Raw genomic sequence first — 18885 nt, 5'->3', positions numbered from 1 at the left:
GTAAAGGCTAATGCTTTTCCTCCTAGCTGCAGCCAGTAGTAGATCCACAGTCCAAGCATACCATGCAGGTTCCGTTTCTCACCATTCTAGTGCTGGAGCAGGTAGAGCAAGTAGAACCATAAACTCTTTCGCCATCTACCTTTTTAGTTTTAACCTCGCCGTCCTTGGAAGTTAAAGAATCTACTGCAGCCTCAGTATTTGAACCTATTGTATCTTCATTATAATTTTCAGGCTTAACCTGACACCTTGAGAAATCTCCAAGCTCAATGTCAATAACCTTACTTATTAAATCTGAAATGGATGATACATATTTTATATAAGGGTGCTTTTGTACAAAGCCATAAGGCTCATATTTTTGTCCTCTTAACATTCTAGCTATATCTTGAGGAGCTACATGATATTGAAGCATTACAGAAATTGACTTGGATAGTGAATTTAGAAGTCCTGTAATTATTGTACCTTCTCTATCCGTTGTTATATATATTTCTGATATTTCACCATTTTGGCGTCTATTCACTGTAGTATAAATCTTAACATCATCAATTTGAGCAGGATGAGTAGTACCCTGACGAATGCCTACAGGTTTATCCCGTCTTGAATACTTTACTCCCTTTTGCAGCTCTCTAGTTTTAGCAAGAAGCTGCTGATAAGTTAGATTCTCAAGTTTTGTATCATTGTTATCTCCTAAGCTGGTATTTAAAGGTTGAGCTGCCTTGGAGGAGTCTCTATATAAGGTTATTCCCTTTACCCCATGCTTCCAGGAAGATAAAATTACTTTTTTAAAGTCTTCTACTGTTGCAGTTTTAGGTAGGTTTACAGTTTTAGATATAGCACCAGATATTAATGGTGTTATTGCTGCTACCATAAGCACATGACCCATTGGTGCTATGTATCTTTCACCACTTCCACAACGATTTGATGTATCAAATATAGGAAGATGTTCTTCTTTTAAATGGGGAGCACCCTCTATTTTGCCATCTAAAATCTTTTCATAACTAAACCCATTTTCATTTACTGTTTCCTTTTCAAGAACGTAATTCAAAATGTCTTCTATTTGATCTTTAGTGTAGCCAAGCTTCTTTAGGGCTATAGTTATAACAGGATTTATAATTGTCATAAATCCACCGCCAGAAAGCTTCTTATATACGATATGGCTGAAAAATGGCTCTATAGATGTAGCACCGCAGTCCATAGCAAAGGATATAGTTCCTGTTGGAGCTATAACAGAAACTTGAGCGTTTCTAAATCCAGCTTCACTACCGGATTGAAGAGCCTTAACCCAAGAGTCTTTTAAAGCGGAACTTATATAATTCAATCCTTCTCTATTTAAGTTCTCATGGTCAACCTTTATAGGTTCGTAGTTTAAACCTTCAAATTCAGGGTTAAACCTAGCGTCCTTAGCCTTACTTAGGAAATCTAAGTTAACTCCAGCTGCCCTAGCATGATTTCTTATAACTCTCATCATGTGAGGCTTATTTATCTCGAATTTTGCAAAGGAGCCCACTTCTTTAGCCATAAGTGAGGATACATAGTAAGAATAACCGGTAAGAGTACCAATTAAAGCTGCAGCCAAAGTTCTAGCTTCCTCTGAGTCATAAGGGTAGCCCATAACCATGAATAAGGAAGCTATATTAGCAACTCCAAGTCCTGTTGCTCTAAACAGGTAGGTTTTTCTTGCAATATCAGCAGTCGGGAACTGCCCCCAGTGAATTGATGCTTCAAGAATTAACTGAGTAAGACCTATAACATGTAGGTATCCTTCTACATCAAATTTATTAGTATTTACATCATAAAATTTATATATGTTGATAGAAGCTAAGTTACAGGAGGAGTCATCTAAAAAGGCATATTCTCCACAAGGATTTGTAGAGTTAATTTTGTTATAATCTGCATTTACAACACCATCCTCTCCCGCTGGACAAGTATGCCAAGCATTAAAGGTATCATCAAACTGTGGAGCAGGGTCAGCACAGTTCCAAGCAGAGGAGTTAAAAGCTTCCCATATATCAGAAACCTTAGCAGTTTTATTTACCTTTGAATCAACTCTTCCTTTTAGATCTATTGTTTCATCGGATTTTTTTTCTAAGTCCTCAACCTTTTTCATAAAGTAATCTGAAAATCTTATAGAATTATTGCTGTTTTGTCCTGATACAGTTTCATATGCTTCTCCGTCTATATCAATATCATACCCCATCTTTCCAAGGGCTCTTACTTTATTTTCTTCTTTTGCTTTCCAGGTTATAAAATCCATGATTTCAGGATGATCTACATCAAGGCATACCATTTTTGCAGCTCTTCTTGTAGTGCCACCAGACTTTATAGCGCCTGCATTTCTATCAAGACCTTTTAAGAAACTCATAAGTCCTGAAGATACACCGCCGCCGGAAAGTTTTTCACCTTTTCCTCTTATACGAGAAAAGTTAGTACCAGTACCAGAACCGCCTTTAAAAAGCTTTGTTTCTGTTACATACTGCTCCGATATGGAATGAGGACCTAGAAGCTTATCCTCAATAGATAATATGAAGCAAGCTGAGGCTTGAGTTCTTGAATAGTTATCCGAACTTTCTACTACCTTTCCTTCCTTCTCATCAAAATAAAAATGACCTTGTTTAGTACCTTTTATACCATAGGATTGAGCAAGACCAGTGTTAAACCACTGAGGGGAATTAGGTGCATACATTTGGTTCAATAAAGTATAAACGGCTTCATCGTAAAAAATGGATGCTTCTTCTTCTGTTTTAATTATTCCCTCATCCTTTAGTGACTGACACCAAAAATTAACCATTCTATCTGCTATAGATCTCATACTGTTCTCATAGCCAGTTTCACTTGGAACTCCAGCCTTTCTGAAGTATTTTGAAGCTATAATATCGCAGGCATTTTGAGAATAATGTTCTGGAAACTCCAATTCTTTCATATCAACTAATACTTTATCTGTTTTATGGTCTTTTAAAAATACATCAACCTTTTTCCACTTAAATAAATCGTAAACTGTTTTATCGCTATGTATTTCTAATTCTTTTGTATAATATCTTTTAAATAAACTCTTTATAGAATCCAATAGAAGTCTACCTCCCTGTATGTAAGTATTTACAACAATCACTATATATAGTAGTGTAGTTAATTTCTGCACACTATATATAGTGTCTTTATTATTATAAAGCAGATTTAACAGAAATTCAATGAGAACTACTAATATACATTTTGAATATAGGCTTTAGAAATTATACGGCTTTTGATAAAAAATGTAAAAGGTATATTTACGACTTTATAAGGGAAATATTTTAATGTAATAATTAGAGGAAAAATACTGTATTGTTTTGCAATAAAATGTAGAAAAATTATTAACTCACTTAATGTGCTATGATAAAGTAACAACGTTGTTTAATTTTATACAAAGAGGAGGATTCAAATGCAAAAAGAGGCAGGTTTAAAGAAAGAGATGGGACTTCTAGTGGCCACTACTCTGGTAGCAGGCAACATGATAGGTTCCGGCATATTTATGCTTCCAGCAACCTTAGCTAATGCAGCTGGTCCAGGTTCTACTCTTTTGGCTTGGGCACTTACAGGGATAGGTTCTATATTTTTAGCACTTTCCTTTGGTAATTTAGGATCTAAAATACCTAAGACAGGAGGGCCTTATGAGTATTCAAAAATCGCTCTTGGCGGTTTTATGGGCTTTTTAAATGCATGGCTTTATTGGACAGCTTCTTGGATTGGTAATGCTGCAATAATTACCTCTATTGCAAGCTATACGGCGACGATGATTCCTGCTATACATAATAATGGTCTCTATGCATTTTTATACACAAGTGGTATCTTATGGATATTTACAATATTAAATATTGTAGGAGTTAGGCAAGCATCTTTTTTTCAAACAGTTATAACCATATTTAAGCTATTTTTATTTATGTTTTTCGTCGGTGTTACTGCTTATCATTTTAATCCAGAGTTTTTAACACCGGCATTTCCAGAAGGGAAAGGAATAAATACCCTTCCAGCAGCAGCAGCGGCAACTTTATGGGCATTTACAGGCTTTGAAACTGCCACAGTGACAGCAGGTGAGATAAAAAATCCTGAGAGAAACATAAAATTAAGTACGATTTTAGGAATTTCTATTGCTGTTATAACTTATATGCTAATAAGTTTCTTTGCTATGGGAGCTATGCCTCAAGAAACTTTAGCAAAGAGTACTTCGCCAATAATTGATATATTAGCTCAATATTTTGGAAATGGTATTACCAAAGCTTTATTATTAGCTTCTATAGTAAGTGTACTTGGTTCCGTTGTAGGCTGGCTTTTAACAACAGCGAGGATGTCCTATGCAGCTGGAGTAGACAGAGTTTTTCCAGAGATATTTGCTAAAGTTCACTCAAAGTACAAAACACCCCATGTTTCATTGATAATAAATGCAGTGCTTACAAATATACTTTTATTAATGAACTATACGCAGTCATTACTTTCCGCTTTTAATTTCATGATTTTATTAGCAACGCTATCCTATCTTCCAGTGTATGCAAGTACTGCTGCAGCAGAGATAATTCTTTTGGTAAAAAGGGAAAAAGGCTTTAATGTTTGGAAGTTCATAAAAAGTTCTATTGTACCACTAATAGGGTTTACTTATTCTGTATGGGCTATTTATGGTTCCGGTGCAGAAACAGTATTGTATGGTTTCTTGCTTATGTTATTTGGAGTTCCTTTCTACCTATATATGAGACTAAAGGATGAAGAGGGACTTAAGGATATAAGAAATTTTAACAATAAAAATGTAGCATAATTTGTAAGTAACATTTATGATATAAACCTAAAATAGAAATTTATAAAGGCTAGATGAATTTATTTTTCATCTAGCCTTTTAAACCTTTAAATTGAAAGAAGTCCTAATATAGTAGATTTATTATGAATTACTAATTGACCATTATTACTAGAGGCGATTTCACCTATGGACAAGGCTCCTTGAACAGTGTATTTAAATTTGCTTTGAATATTTGTGAGCTCTTCTTCAAAACGCTCCTCCAAAAACATTGCACGGGAAATACAGTCGAATAGTAGAGGAATATATTTTTCAGGTGCATTTGAAGCACAATTTGTTGCAATGTCTAGTGAGGAACTTAAAAGTGAATTAATATCTCCCTTAAGTATGTATAAGTCACTATCTTCAGGTATATCTGCCACACAAATAATTTCGTTATCTTCATTTAAGGCTATAGGATCTCTTACAACTAGGTTAGTTTGTCCTCTTTTTACAATTCCAAAGGGGTGATCCTTAGCGTAAATGAAAAAGTCTGATTTATAAAGAGTAATTTTTTCTTCATCTTCAATTATATCTCTATATACATCGAAGGCATTATAACTATCTAATTTGCAAAGTATATTAGATCTGGATTCGGTTATGTGAAAAGGTCCTTCAAGCTTATTCCAACCATGATTTACTGCAATTTTAACTGGGGATTTTATAATACAAACATAAAGTACATCTTGAAAGACTCCTTTATTATTGAATATGCAAGGTCTTTGTGTTAAATCATAGTATCCAGCTCCACCGCCAATATAACTAACATTATTCCCTAATTTATTATAAACAGTATTTGTTAGGTCTTTCATTTGACTTGATAAACCGTCTACTAAAACTAATGCCGTACAATCTTCTAGAGTATTCACATCTAATTTAAATCTCATTAAATAAGGAAGTACTATAGAAGAATAGAGAGGTTGATATTTTTCAATGATAAAACCATTCTGTAAACTTTTGTCTCCAACGAGAAGTCTTGGATATATGCCTCCAAAAAAGTTTATGTCTTCTTTATTTAGGTATTCTATTAATTCATTTACATAAATTGATGATTTTTCAGCAGTTAGTATCATTAGCTCTTCACCAGGTATTACAGATAAGTCTTTTACATACTTTTTTAGTTCATCTAACGATTTTAAATACAAGATATAACCCCTCCGATTTTAATATTTATTCTATAAATGCTAGCATATCTTACTAGTTTTTATTTTTAGTATTTTTACCAAAGTATACTAGTAAGTTATCATAAAAGCAGTATATAATCAATTACTATTGGTTTTATTTCACATAAAAATTAGTTATAATTTTAATAGTAGGTATAAAGTTTAGTTATTAATTTAATTTGGTTGAAAGGTGGGAAAGATATGATACGTAACTTTAAGGAAAATAAACCAGAAGTACATGAAAGCTCTTTTGTAGCAGATACTGCAGAGGTTATTGGAAAGGTTACTCTAGAAGCAGATGCTAGTGTTTGGTTTGGAGCAGTAGTGAGAGGGGACAGCAATTCTATTTATATAGGAAAGGGCTCCAACATACAGGATAACAGCACTGTTCATGCTAATATAAAAGGTACTCCTACAGTGGTAGGAGAATATGTAACTGTAGGACATAACGTAATTTTACACGGATGCAAAATCGGTAATTTTTCATTGATAGGTATGGGATCTATAATATTAGATGGAGCTGAGATAGGCGAAGAAGTTATGATTGGAGCAGGAAGTTTAGTAACTGCAAATAAAAAGATTCCTTCAGGAGTTTTATGTATGGGATCACCAGCCAAAGTTATTCGTGAGCTTACTGAAGAGGAAAGAATGTCTATTAGAGAAGCAGCACAGCATTATATAGATGAAGCTAAAGAGTATAAGTAAAATAGTTTTAATTTAAAGTAAACAGTTAGAAACCCAAAGTTCTAACTGTTTTTTATTTAAAATAATTAGGGATTTTCTACTCAGATAGTCACCTAAATGTAAGTGCTAGTATAACATAATATTGATAATTAATTTTTAGGTGGTTTATTATGCCGGTTTATAGATTAGGTTCTAGAGGAACAGAAGTAATGGAAATACAAGCAGTTTTAAGTAAGATTGGCTATAATCCAGGACCAATTGATGGGGTGTATGGAAGGCAAACGGAAGAAGCGGTAAGGCAGTTTCAAAGGGATAATGGGTTAACTGCTGATGGAATTGTAGGCCCAGCTACTTATAATGCTTTAGAGAGATTTATGCTTGGATATGATGTTTATACTATAAGACCTGGAGATACTTTGTATGATATTGCTAGAAGGTACTATACTCAGGTATATAAAATAATAGTAGCAAACCCAGGCATAGAGCCCTTTGCTCTTATTCCAGGCAGTACTATTATTGTTCCCTATGGTATTGATGTGGTAGATACAAACATTAATTATACCTATGAGATTTTAAGAAAAGATTTAGATGGACTTAAGGCTAGGTATCCATTTATCACTGTTGGAGTTGCAGGAAAAAGCGTACTTGGAAGAAACCTTTACTATATAAGACTTGGTACAGGACCAAATCAGGTTTTCTATAATGGGTCTCACCATGCATTAGAGTGGATTACTACTCCTCTGTTAATGAAGTTTACAGAAAACTTTGCTAAGGCTTATTCAGAGGGTCGTAGTATAGGCGGATACAACATAGCAGATATATGGAATAGAAGTAGTATATATATAATGCCAATGGTAAATCCAGATGGAATTGACTTGGTGCTGAACGGCTTGAAGAGAAGTAATCCTTTCTATAATGATTTGATAAAGTGGAATAAAGGCAGTACAGATTTTTCGCAAAATTGGCAGGCAAATACAAGAGGAGTAGATTTAAATCATAATTATAATGCATCCTGGGAGTTATCAAAGCAGGCAGAGGCAAGTTATGGTGTATTTGGACCGGGACCTACCAGATATTCTGGTCCTTTCCCTGAATCTGAACCAGAAACTAAAACTGTAGTAAACTTTACAAGAAGTCATAACTTTAGGCTGGTACTTGCATACCACAGCCAGGGAGAAGTTATATACTGGCAGTATGGGGCACTTACTCCTCCTGAAGCTAGAAGAATAGGAAACCTATTCTCACAGGTAAGCGGCTATGCCCTATCAGAAACAACAGGAATAACCTCTTATTCAGGATATAAGGATTGGTTTATTCAAGAGTATAGAAGACCAGGGTACACTATAGAAGTAGGCAGAGGAAGAAATCCACTTCCGATAAGTCAGTTTAATAAGATTTATAGGGATAATGAGGAGTTACTACTGTTAGCAGCAGTAATTTAGAGGTTAGAACTCTTTTAATATTTATTTTTAACTAGCCGGCGTTATTTTGCCGGCTTTTTGTGCTAGATTTGATTTGAAATCTCTATTTTAAGGTTTATAAACTATAGTAACTATGGCAATAATAGTATATAATAAGGAGCAGTAATTACGATAATGGTGAAATGTAAGGAGTGAAAAATAAATGATAAACATAGGAGAATTTAATACTGTAAAAGTATCTAGAAGAACAGACTTTGGATACTATTTAGATGCTGGTACTGGAAGACTTGGTGACGATGTACTTTTACCCAACAAAAGTGCATTAGGTAGGGACTTACAAGAAGGAGAAGAAGTTAGAGCATTTATATATAGAGATTCAAAGGATAGAATAATAGCAACCTTAGGAGAGCCTCTAGCTCAAGTTGGAGATATAGCTTATTTAAAGGTAGTAGCTAAGAGTAAGATTGGTTCCTTTGTAAGCATTGGGTTAGAAAGAGATGTTCTTATTCCTTTTAAAGAGCAGAAATATGACATAGAGGTTGGAAATGGTTATCTGTTTTACATATACCTAGATAAAACTGGAAGAATAGCTGCAACCACGGATATTGATAGATATTTAGATACTCTAGATACAGAAGATCCAGAAGGTATACAAAAGAATAAATACAGGGTTGGAGATGAAGTTACAGGTGTGGTCTATGGCTTTCAAACAAACGGTAGTGCAATGATAGCTGTAGATAGAAGTTATAAAGGAGTTATACTAGTTAATGAATACTTTTCAGAGCTAAAAGAAGGCCATGAATTAAAATTAAGAGTAAAAAAGATATACGACGATGGAAGGCTTGGTCTTACTCCTAGAAAAAGAGCTGTAGAGGAAAGAACAGAGCTTCAAGAGCAGATATTAAATTATTTGAAGAAGAATGGTGGATTTATGACTTTTAATGATAAAAGCTCTCCAGAAGATATAAAGAGGGTATTCCATCAAAGTAAAAACTACTTTAAAAATGCATTAGGTGGACTAATGAAACAAGGATTAATTGTACAGGATGAAGAAGGAACTAGATTAAAGTAGTAAAAAATATATAACTTAGGCAAGATACAGCAACAACATATACCATTCTTTTAGTGAGATAGATTACTTAAAATTGAATGGATATATGGAAAATTTTAAAAAGGATATAAGTTCTATATAATACAGAAAATAAATGTAATAGACTTTCTGGAGGTGAAAAAATGAGAAGGAAAGCAATTACATTTATTTTTTTTATTGTAATATTATTTACCGGCAGTACTGCCTTTGCAGGTCACCACGAATGTGAAGTGCATTTTATAGATACTGGGCAAAGTGACTGTATTTTAATAAGAAGTCCCAATAAAAATTATTTGATAGATACAGGTGCACCTTACTATAAAAATAGGGTAATAGAGTATCTAAACAAAAATGGAATAAATCATATTGAAGCAATTATACTTACCCATTATCATGATGATCATTATGGTGGATTGTTAAAAATAGTAGAAAGTAAAAAGGTAGCTAAGGTTTTTCTTCCTGTTCATCAAAATGAAATGCAATATGATTTGTATAAGAGCTTAGTGCAAAAAGGAGTAAAGGTAAAATATATAAGTAGAGACTTTAAACTAAAACAGGGTAAGGTTAACTTAAAAGCTATTGCACCTTTTAGGGAAGATAAAAAAATAGAGAATAATAATTCTTTAGTACTGCAGGGACAAATAGATGGTATAAAGTATTTATTTGCAGCAGATTGTGAAAAGGCAGAGGAAGAAGATATGATTAACAGCGGAGAGCTTAAAGAGTGTGATGTTTTAAAAGTACCTCATCATTCTTTAAATACCAGCAGCACCGATAAGTTTTTAAATAAAGTAAAGGCAAAAATTGCAGTAGTTACCTGCAATGGTGTAGGAACTCCTGATTTGAAGATTTTAAAAAGAATAAATAGCAAGGGTACTACCATATTTAGAACAGATTTTCATGGAAATGTAGTTGTAAAAAATGGACTTATAAGAGGCTCAAAGGATGGAATTAATGTGAGAATTGAATAAGTACAGTGGCCACCTACATAACAAAATTAAAATCTGTTTTGTTAAGTAGGTGGCAGTTTACAGTTATTTCGTATTTTCCATAAGAATATATTGCTATTGCATAAATTGTCTAATAAAATAGAATAGTGTCTAAAAAAGCATGTTGCAACTTTATCAGGGGGAACAAAGGATGAAACTAAAAGGTTTTCTAGGAAAAAATATTCGAAACAAAATTATAGCGGCTATTGTTACCTGTTCAACTATGGTAGCCATTATAGTTGGAGGAATTAGCATAGTAAAAAGTAGTAGGATTATAAAAGATCTAGCTAAAAAAAATCTTTCTTTAGTAGCAGAAAACAAAGAAACAGAGCTTAATGGAACCATTGAAAATGTGGAAAACTCCGTTGAAAACCTAGCAACAACTATAAGTTCTTCTGTTGATATAGAAAGGTTAGATTTAGACATAAACTATGGCAAGGAATATGAAAATAGTATAAAAAACATAGTAAAAGGTTTTGGACAAACTACCAACGGAGCACAAAGTGTGTATTTTTATATTAACCCAAAGCTTGCCAAAGGGGTATACGGTGCATGGTTTGTAAAAGACAATGACAATAGTGAATTTAAGGAACATCCACTGGAGTCCCTAGAAGAATTTTCACAGGATAACAATGACATGGAATGGTACTATAAGCCTATCAAAGAGAAAAAACCAATATGGATTGACCCTTACGTTGATTCAAAGCTTAACATATCAATAACATCATACATTATTCCAATATATAAGAATAATGTTTTAGTTGGTGTAGTAGGAATGGATATTAACTTTGATTACTTTCGAAAAGAAATAAAATCAACAAGTATATATGACAGCGGGTATATTGCTTTAGTAAATAAAAATTATGATTTTTTAGTAGAACCATCAATTAAAGAAGTAGAGAGGATTAGTTTGCTTAGTACAATAAAGGCTAAACTCTTAAAGAAAGAAGTAAATAAAGATGTGGATACTGTAACTAAAGCCTCAAAAAATCAAGAGGGAAATAATAATTTTGCTAAAATAGATAATGGAAGCCTAAAATTCCTAACAGAGGAAATTAATAAAAACAAATCAGGAATAGTTGATTATAAGTATCAAAATAATAATAAAATATTAGTTTATACACATCTAGTTAACGGATATATTATGTTAGTAGACGTTCCTCAAAGGGAAGTACTTAAGCAGATGAATATTGTAATTTTACTGGTTATCTTATTTATTATCATTGGTATAGTGGCAGCTGTAATAGTTGCTAGGATTGTAGGAAAGGTAATTGCTAATCCTATTATGGAGGTTACAGAACTTATAGATAAAACTGCAAAACTAGATTTAGTTTATGATGAAAGTTTTGAAAAATTGTCTTACAGGAAAGATGAGATAGGAGTAATTGCAAAATCAACAGGGAATATGAGAGCTTTTTTAAGAAATATAGTAGAGACTTTAGTAAATAACTCTTCTAAGGCAGCAGAGTATTCTAATAATTTAGCTTATGCAATGAATGAAACAACTAAATCATCTTCTGAAATATCAGTAGCTACAAATGAGTTAGCACAAGGTGCTTGTAAGCAGTCGCAGACAGCTCAGCAGGGATTAGGTAAATTAATGGACCTTGCAGAAGATATTGATAAGGTAGTAAATAGTTCCAATAAGGTAAGAGAGTATGTATATAAAACAGATAATATGACTAAAGAAATGTCAGAGTCCGTTGATAACTTAAAACATAAATTTCAAATCAATAATAATATTACTAAGGGTGTTTCATCCAGCATTGGGTTACTATCAAATAAATCCGGCTCCATAAGTAATGTAGTAAGCACCATAAAATATATTGCAGAACAGACCAATCTGTTAGCTTTAAATGCAGCAATAGAAGCAGCTCGTGCTGGAGAAATGGGGAGAGGATTTTCAGTTGTAGCAGAGGAAATAAGAAAGCTAGCAGAGCAAACCTCCCTATCGACAGAGGATATTGGAAAAATTATAGCTGAAATTCAACAGGATATAATAGATACTGAAAGTAAAATGAATAGGGCTAATATAATTTTAGGAGAATCTAATGAAGCTCTTGAGAATACAAGTGATTATTTTGAAACAATAGACAAGGAAATAAAAAATATCTTCGGCGAAATAAATTCTCTTGCAGAAAGTATAGAAAAAATAGATGAAAGTAAATGTAAAGTTGTAATCTCTGTTGAGGAAATATCATCAATAACAGAGGAAGCAGTTGCTGCGGCAGAGGAAGTTTTTGCAACTATAGAAAATCAGGGTATAGTAATTAGCAGTGTTTCGGAAACTGCAGAAGAATTAAAAGGTATTGCAGTAGATTTGCAGAGACTTACTGGAGAGTTTAAAATTAAATAAATAACTGCCCTTGTTTCTTTACAAAAGTGGGATGAAAAGTCGATAAAATAAGGCTTTTCATCCCACTTTTATACATTCTATAATTCATAGTATGCTCATGGAATAATGGGCAACGTATATAAGCTATATAAATAATTCACATGATTTATGAACTAGTGGACTTAACCTTATTTTTGCTTTTATACGTATAAACTGTGAGATATTTTATCTGTAGAGCAATATGCCTGCAATACCGGCAATCACAATAGTTAAAATAGGATGCACTTTTTTAGATAAAAGGATAGCCATTATGAAAATACCTATAATAATACTCTTTATATCATGATAAGATTCTTTAGCAAGAGATAAGAAGGCAGATATAATAAGACCTATTAGTGCAGGGCGCATTCCAAGGAGCACTGCTTTCATAGTTTTCGATTCCTTGAATTTAATTATATAGTGGGTAGCGATAGAAACAAGAATAAAGGAAAAAGCTGTTACTCCAATGGTTCCAGCGGCGCTGCCAAGAAATCCTGAAACTTTATACCCTACAAAGGTAGCAGAGTTTATGGCAATAGGGCCTGGTGTCATTTGAGAAATGCCTATTATATCGATAAAATCCTTATAACTAATCCATTGTCTATGAGTAACGATTTCCCTTTCTATTAAAGGAAGCATAGCATATCCACCACCAAAGCTAAAAGCACCTATCTTGAAAAATGACCAAAATATCTGCAACATAGTATGCATTTATTTCACCTTCTTCCTGAAGAATATGTAACCGTACAGACCAGATGCAACTATGACTAGTACTGGATGAATATCTATAATGGTAATACAGACAACGGTTATAATGACTATTAGTAAGTTTGTATAATTTTTATCCACTGATTTAGAAAGACTAACTACTGCGATTAAAACTAGCATTGGCACTGCAGCCCCTATACCTTTGAATACTAAATCCACATAGTAGTTAGTTCTAAACTGCATAAAAAAAGAAGCTACAAGCAGTATTATGAAAAAGGAAGGCAGAACAGTCCCTAGTAAGGCTAGTATAGCCCCTACTGCTCCCCCTATTTTATAACCTATAAATATAGAAGTATTAACTGCAAGAGCACCTGGAAAAGACTGAGCTATAACGAGAATATCTAAAAACTCATCCTTTTCAATCCATTTTTTGTTTTCTACTACTTCTGCTTGAATTAATGGAATCATTGCATAACCACCACCAAAGGTAAAAGCTCCTATTTTAAAGAAGCTGGAAAACATAGATAAAAGCTTTTTCAAGCAAATCACCTCATTTTATACTTTTAAATTATATATAACTAAGTTATAGAATTTTTTGCATAATATTACTTTATATCATAAGATTAAAAAAGTAAAGAAGACTGAGTTTTCATCAGTCTTCTTTACTTAGTCATTTTGAAATTTTGGAGGTTTTAAGAAAAAAGGTTGTTAACGCTGATCCTCTGGAAGTATTGAGCCTTTATAAAGAGTAAATTTGGCATCATATTCTTCCTTTTTTCTATAAAGCATTTCCTCATTAGATACTTGATTCTCTAGAGTCTTTCCTCCTGAAACATCCTGTTCAGTAGCAAATTCTTCATTATAATTATTTCTGTTGTTCTTTGTGTTTTCCATTAATACTCACCTCAATAAGTAGGGTGTACAAATTAAGAGAAAATATAGCAGTTATTTTTATACTAATTAAATAAAGACTTACATATTTACCTTCAATTAAAAGGAGTATTATTTCTCAAACTGTGCAAACTTATAACATAAAGTTAAGTTGTAAAAGCAACATTATAATTTGACTTTAGAAAAAATAGATTAAGATGGATTAAATAATAGGTGGATAAAAGGAGGAATGTTATTATGTCAAACAGAAGTAACAGAGTATTAGTACCAGAAGCTAAAGCAGGATTAGACAGATTTAAGATGGAATCAGCTAGAGAGGTTGGAGTAGACTTAAAGGAAGGATACAATGGAGATATAACTGCAAGAGAAGCTGGTTCAGTAGGTGGTAACATGGTTAAAAAGATGATAGAAGCTTATGAAAAAGGATTAGTATAGTTTGAATTTACAATAATAAGGTCAGATAGATTAAGTCTATCTGACCTTCATTTTTTAAGTTGTTTTTCAGAAGAAAAAATATTTAACTATAACTAATAATAATACGAATATTTATATATAGATATTTCATAAGAAAATTAGTACAATTTATATACATAATGAAGTATGGAGGTAGGGTTATGGAAATATCCAGAGTTGGAAGAAGTGCTTCTGTTCCTTCTGAGAAAAAGAATTTATCTGTAAAAAAAGACTTTTCTCAAAGCTTTAATTCACAGATGCAGAAAAAGTCAGAAGAGCAGCTTAAGGAGATGTTTGATAATATAAAAAAGAAAGGAAATAGATTAGCTATAACTAAATCCTATGTTGATGTAAAGGCCTATAAAAAAATGATAAAAGAGTATTTAGATTCTGTTCTAAGCTTTATGTATGGTGTTAAAAAAGATATAAGTTTCTGGCAGACACAGTATTTTATAACTGTAGATACCATTGATCAAAAGCTTGAAGAACTTACCCAAATGCTTGTAAATGAGCAAAAGGATAACCTAAACGTTGCAGCAACTATCGACGATATATCAGGGCTTTTAGTTGATATTTATAAGTAATAATGACTATGGAGGGAAGTGATTACTTCCCTCCATATCTAAAGTCCATTTTATCTGCAGAGCCTTCCACCTCCACATGCACTTCCAGTTCCAATTGGCTATTAAGCAGTACATTATCTATCTTTTTTTTAGGGTATTTTCTAGAAAATTCTTCTTCTATATTAAGGATATCTAAATTCTTCTTTTTATATTCTTCATATATTCTCGTACATTCTCTAGATATATTTTTTTCTGCATTATTACTTATTTTATTAAGTTTATCCTTTGAAAATATAAGTTTATCCTGAGCCTCTCCAATGCTGGTTCGTGTATTAATTATCTTTTTTAAATGGACTGTTTTACCATCATAATTTATCTTGGTAATTGTTTTACTATTTAATATTTCAAGAGTTATAAATTTGTTAGGAGCATCTGGATTAGTAACCTCCAGTGTGCCTCCCTTTATGTTATCCATTAAAAAGTTATAACCTTCTCCTTGACGTCTGTCTAACATATCTACTAGTTTACAATCACGGAGTATAGCTGCATCAGAAACCTCTATTTTATCCTCTGGCTGATCTTTTTTTATTGCTATAGTAGTAATAACTGCAATGTTATTACGGGTATACATTTTATTTAGGAAATCATTAAGTCTCAGAACAACTCCCCTAGATGAAGCAGATATATTATAAATTAAGTCATGTATAAATAAACCAATATACTCCTGTTCCTTTAGCTTAGAATTTAGCAGGCTTTTAGGATCACCTTTGAAAATTGCGATATCAGCTCTTATAACTAGCTCTTGGTCTCTATCAAAAAAGTCTATAAAGTTTTCTAAACCTTTTTCGGCAGCTTTTTCAGTAAAAATAATACCTCTATTTTGGGTATAGTTTAGTTTGTAGCTTGAAGATAGATTTATATCTCTTACTATTTCAAAGATAGTCTTACCTGTTCCTTCAAATAGCACTCTTTCTCCTTTTCCAGAAGAACCTTGACCACCTCTGCTTGGTTTGAAGGCTTCTATATAAAGTATAGGATCGCCATTACCATCTATATCTACGATAACAGCTGTTACGAAAAGGACCTTATCTATATCTCTATAATTAAAGCATCCACTAAATAAAACTGTGGTAAGTATAAGAAAGCATAAGAGAATTTTTTTCATTTTTTATCATCCTTATATAAAATATTTTTAGATATATTTTTAAGGTCTTTTCTCATAAATAAGTCTTTATACTTAAAGTCATTGGAGGTACCAAAAGGCATAAAGTAAGGATAACCACAGCTATCTAAGGAAGCAATGTGAGCAATTAACATAAAAAAGGATGCAAAGAACCCCATTAGCCCTAGCAATGAGGACAATATTGTTACAATAAAAATCCATAGGTACAATCCAGAGTAAAGTTTAGGTATTAAGAAGGAAGATATTGCAGAAAGAGCAACAACTATTACTGTACTCTGAGAGGCAAGGCCAGAACCAACTGCAGCGTCACCTAATATTAAAGCACCTACGATACTCATTGCCTGACCTATTGGTTGGGGAAGTCTTATACCAGCCTCTCTTAACAACTGAAAAAAGAAGGCCATTATGAAAACCTCTAGTACCAAGGGAAAAGGAACATCTGCTCTGGAAGAAGCCAGCCTAAATATAAATACTAGTGGAATTAGGGCAAAGTGATAGGAGTTTATTGCTATATAGAAGCCAGGCAATAATACTGCTAAACAGAAGGCTACTAACCTTATTAATCTTGTTGCATTAGTATAATATTTGTTTAAATAGTAGTCGTCTGCCATTTGAAAGTTTTCAAAGAAAAAATAAGGAACTGTTAAAGCAAAAGGACTTCCATCTACTAATATTACAACTCTGCCTTCAAATATCTTTGAAGCAGCAATATCAGGTTTTTCAGTATAGCCTACAGTATCAAAAAAAGTACCTTTCGCCTTAATACTTTCTTCTATATAATTTACATCTAATACAAAATCTATCTCTGTATTATTTATAGTTTCCTTTATATGTTTTACTAGAGTTTCTGGTGCAACATCCTTAAGATAAGCTATCATAACTATGGTATTGGATTTTTCTCCAACATATAGGCTTTCAATTTTTAAATCAGGGTTCTTAATTTTCCTTCTTATTAGTGAAATATTGTCAACTATGGCTTCGTTAAAACCTTCTCTAGGTCCTTTTATAACTGCTTCTGTTATTGGCGTAGTAATACTTCGTTTACTAAAACCTTTAGCTTCACAGTATATTACATCACATATAAAATCAAAGAGGATAACCACGTCACCAGATAGTATGTGAATTAATGCTTCATCCTTAGATTTTATCTCTCCAACAGAACTGCTGTATATTACATCCTTTTTTATAAAGTCAATATCTGCCTCTATATTTTCCTTTCTTATAAAAGGAGCAATTATAGTATCACTTATAAGTTTACCGTTACAGAGATTATCAATATAAAACATGTGTATAATCCCTTTATTACAAAGGACTTGTCTGTGGTTTAAGTCAATATTGTCTTTTAGCTTATCTAGTATATATTCTAAATATTCATCCATAACATCACCCATTTTAGTATTTGTTATTTTGAGGATAACATTCGCTATTTAGTAAATAATATGGCTATGACAATATTTAGCATAAGGAGTGAAGGTAGCCTATGGATAAAATCAGTCACAAGCACTTGCTCTTTATAATATGTGCTTCTGGTATCGTTTCACTAAAAACCTACCCAGGCATATTTATGAAAAATGCGGGAAGAGACAGCTGGTTGGTAGTGGCAGCAGCTGGATTAATTATAATTATCAGTTGCGATTATGTTATGAAGGTATGGTCAAAGAAAAAGTGTAGTAGTCTAAAGGAGGTATTTGAAGGGGCACTAGGTAAGAGAGTTGGAAATCTTTTTCTGTTTCTATTTGCAATCATGTTATTTATAACAATGGTAGAATGTGCTGCTGTAGAAACTAGTGTTATACATACTAATCTATTTATTGAAAGTCCACAATGGTACATATTATTTTTTGTATCTCTGCCAGGTTTATATATAATTAAAAAAGGTAAAAACGCCGCAATAGTTGTGATAATGATAGCTATAGTTATTTCTATAATAAACGGTATTAATTTATATTTTTTAACTGCACCCTTTAAGGATTATAGAAGGTTATTTCCAATTATGGAGAATGGAATCACCTATGGATTTATCTTAGCAGTAATTAAGGTTATAGGGCTTTACAGTTCTATTTTTATAGCTATAGCTTATTTAAAGGAAATAAAAAGCACCAAGAATTTAAGACGATGTGCCTTTATAAGTAGTGCTTTTGTAGTACAAATGATTATAGCATCTACAAATGGAATAATTACAACCTTTGCCATAGAGAGAGGAAATTTGCTTGTATACCCTAAACTAATTCAAACACAGTTAATATCTTATTTTGGCTTTATAGCCAGTGGTGAATTTTATGTAATATTTCAGGTTTTAGCGGGATGGTTTGCAAAGTATATTGTAACCTTTTTTGCTTTGATAAATGTACTGAAGGAGCTAAAAGCAGAAAAGTTATATAATATGGATTTTTTACCCTATAGCATTACCCTTGTGGTCTACGCTGTTGCCTATTATGAAAGTGAAAATTTAATTAGATTATTTAATTTTTTAAACTTCTATAGCTTTTTATGTTTAGTAGGCTATCTTATTATGCCTTTAGCCATATTTAGTATATTTGCATTAAGAAGGAAAAATAAAAGCTAAGGCATCAT

Annotated in this window: 16 protein-coding genes; 9 read left to right on the top strand and 7 right to left on the bottom strand. The window is 32.6% G+C overall.

The genetic code is table 11. The features are described 5' to 3' along the window. Positions 1-22 precede the first annotated feature (22 nt). The gene (locus tag P8V03_RS12890) at positions 23-3061 is read right to left on the bottom strand and encodes a vitamin B12-dependent ribonucleotide reductase (protein ID WP_318798404.1); all 3039 of its coding nucleotides are present in this window, start codon (positions 3059-3061) and stop codon (positions 23-25) included. A 351-nt stretch (positions 3062-3412) separates the two neighbouring features. On the opposite strand from P8V03_RS12890, the gene P8V03_RS12885 reads away from it, so the two are divergent. Next, complete coding sequence (locus P8V03_RS12885) at positions 3413-4777, top strand: APC family permease (protein ID WP_318798403.1); 1365 nt, start codon at positions 3413-3415, stop codon at positions 4775-4777. 86 nt (positions 4778-4863) lie between these two features. Here the strand turns inward: P8V03_RS12885 and P8V03_RS12880 are convergent, their stop codons facing one another. Beyond that, on the bottom strand, positions 4864-5937 hold the full coding sequence (locus P8V03_RS12880) for an FIST signal transduction protein (protein ID WP_318798402.1): 1074 nt from the start codon (positions 5935-5937) through the stop codon (positions 4864-4866). A gap of 219 nt (positions 5938-6156) precedes the next feature. On the opposite strand from P8V03_RS12880, the gene P8V03_RS12875 reads away from it, so the two are divergent. The 5 genes from P8V03_RS12875 (at position 6157) to P8V03_RS12855 (ending at position 12495) form a co-directional block, all read left to right on the top strand. Next, positions 6157-6660, top strand: a complete 504-nt coding sequence (locus P8V03_RS12875; protein WP_261672745.1) for a gamma carbonic anhydrase family protein — start codon at positions 6157-6159, stop codon at positions 6658-6660. A gap of 149 nt (positions 6661-6809) precedes the next feature. After that, positions 6810-8081 (top strand): M14 family metallopeptidase, encoded by a 1272-nt coding sequence (locus tag P8V03_RS12870; protein WP_318798401.1) that lies wholly within the window; start codon positions 6810-6812, stop codon positions 8079-8081. Positions 8082-8262: 181 nt separating this feature from the next. Then, positions 8263-9132, top strand: a complete 870-nt coding sequence (locus tag P8V03_RS12865) for a CvfB family protein (protein ID WP_318798400.1) — start codon at positions 8263-8265, stop codon at positions 9130-9132. A gap of 161 nt (positions 9133-9293) precedes the next feature. Beyond that, positions 9294-10121, top strand: a complete 828-nt coding sequence (locus P8V03_RS12860) for a ComEC/Rec2 family competence protein (protein ID WP_318798399.1) — start codon at positions 9294-9296, stop codon at positions 10119-10121. 169 nt (positions 10122-10290) lie between these two features. Beyond that, positions 10291-12495, top strand: a complete 2205-nt coding sequence (locus P8V03_RS12855) for a methyl-accepting chemotaxis protein (protein WP_318798398.1) — start codon at positions 10291-10293, stop codon at positions 12493-12495. Positions 12496-12699: 204 nt separating this feature from the next. Here the strand turns inward: P8V03_RS12855 and P8V03_RS12850 are convergent, their stop codons facing one another. The 3 genes from P8V03_RS12850 to P8V03_RS12840 form a co-directional block, all read right to left on the bottom strand. Continuing rightward, positions 12700-13224 (bottom strand): chromate transporter, encoded by a 525-nt coding sequence (locus tag P8V03_RS12850; RefSeq protein ID WP_261672750.1) that lies wholly within the window; start codon positions 13222-13224, stop codon positions 12700-12702. Then, positions 13225-13761: a chromate transporter gene (locus tag P8V03_RS12845; RefSeq protein WP_318798397.1), complete on the bottom strand. Its 537-nt coding sequence runs from the start codon at positions 13759-13761 to the stop codon at positions 13225-13227. Between the two features lie 168 nt (positions 13762-13929). Further along, positions 13930-14115: a hypothetical protein gene (locus P8V03_RS12840; RefSeq protein ID WP_318798396.1), complete on the bottom strand. Its 186-nt coding sequence runs from the start codon at positions 14113-14115 to the stop codon at positions 13930-13932. A 234-nt stretch (positions 14116-14349) separates the two neighbouring features. Here P8V03_RS12840 and P8V03_RS12835 point away from each other — a divergent pair, with 234 nt between their 5' ends. Further along, positions 14350-14547 carry an alpha/beta-type small acid-soluble spore protein gene (locus P8V03_RS12835; protein ID WP_261672753.1) on the top strand — a complete coding sequence of 66 codons (198 nt, stop codon included), beginning with the start codon at positions 14350-14352 and terminating at the stop codon, positions 14545-14547. 179 nt (positions 14548-14726) lie between these two features. Continuing rightward, positions 14727-15149 carry a YaaR family protein gene (locus tag P8V03_RS12830; RefSeq protein WP_261672754.1) on the top strand — a complete coding sequence of 141 codons (423 nt, stop codon included), beginning with the start codon at positions 14727-14729 and terminating at the stop codon, positions 15147-15149. Positions 15150-15171: 22 nt separating this feature from the next. Here the strand turns inward: P8V03_RS12830 and P8V03_RS12825 are convergent, their stop codons facing one another. Further along, positions 15172-16293 (bottom strand): Ger(x)C family spore germination protein, encoded by a 1122-nt coding sequence (locus tag P8V03_RS12825; protein WP_318798395.1) that lies wholly within the window; start codon positions 16291-16293, stop codon positions 15172-15174. Then, the gene (locus P8V03_RS12820) at positions 16290-17690 is read right to left on the bottom strand and encodes a spore germination protein (protein WP_318798394.1); all 1401 of its coding nucleotides are present in this window, start codon (positions 17688-17690) and stop codon (positions 16290-16292) included. Before P8V03_RS12820 ends, P8V03_RS12825 begins: the two co-directional genes overlap by 4 nt. Before the next feature lie 101 nt (positions 17691-17791). Here P8V03_RS12820 and P8V03_RS12815 point away from each other — a divergent pair, with 101 nt between their 5' ends. Beyond that, entirely contained in the window at positions 17792-18877 is a 1086-nt protein-coding gene (locus tag P8V03_RS12815) for an endospore germination permease (protein ID WP_261672757.1), read from the top strand. The last annotated feature ends 8 nt before the right edge of the window (positions 18878-18885 follow it).

The sequence above is a fragment of the Clostridium tanneri genome (assembly GCF_033659955.1).
Classification (GTDB): Bacteria; Bacillota; Clostridia; order Clostridiales; family Clostridiaceae; genus Clostridium_AM; species Clostridium_AM tanneri.
The sequence above is the reverse complement of the archived record's forward strand: the minus strand, read 5'-3'. Positions and strand labels throughout refer to the sequence as shown.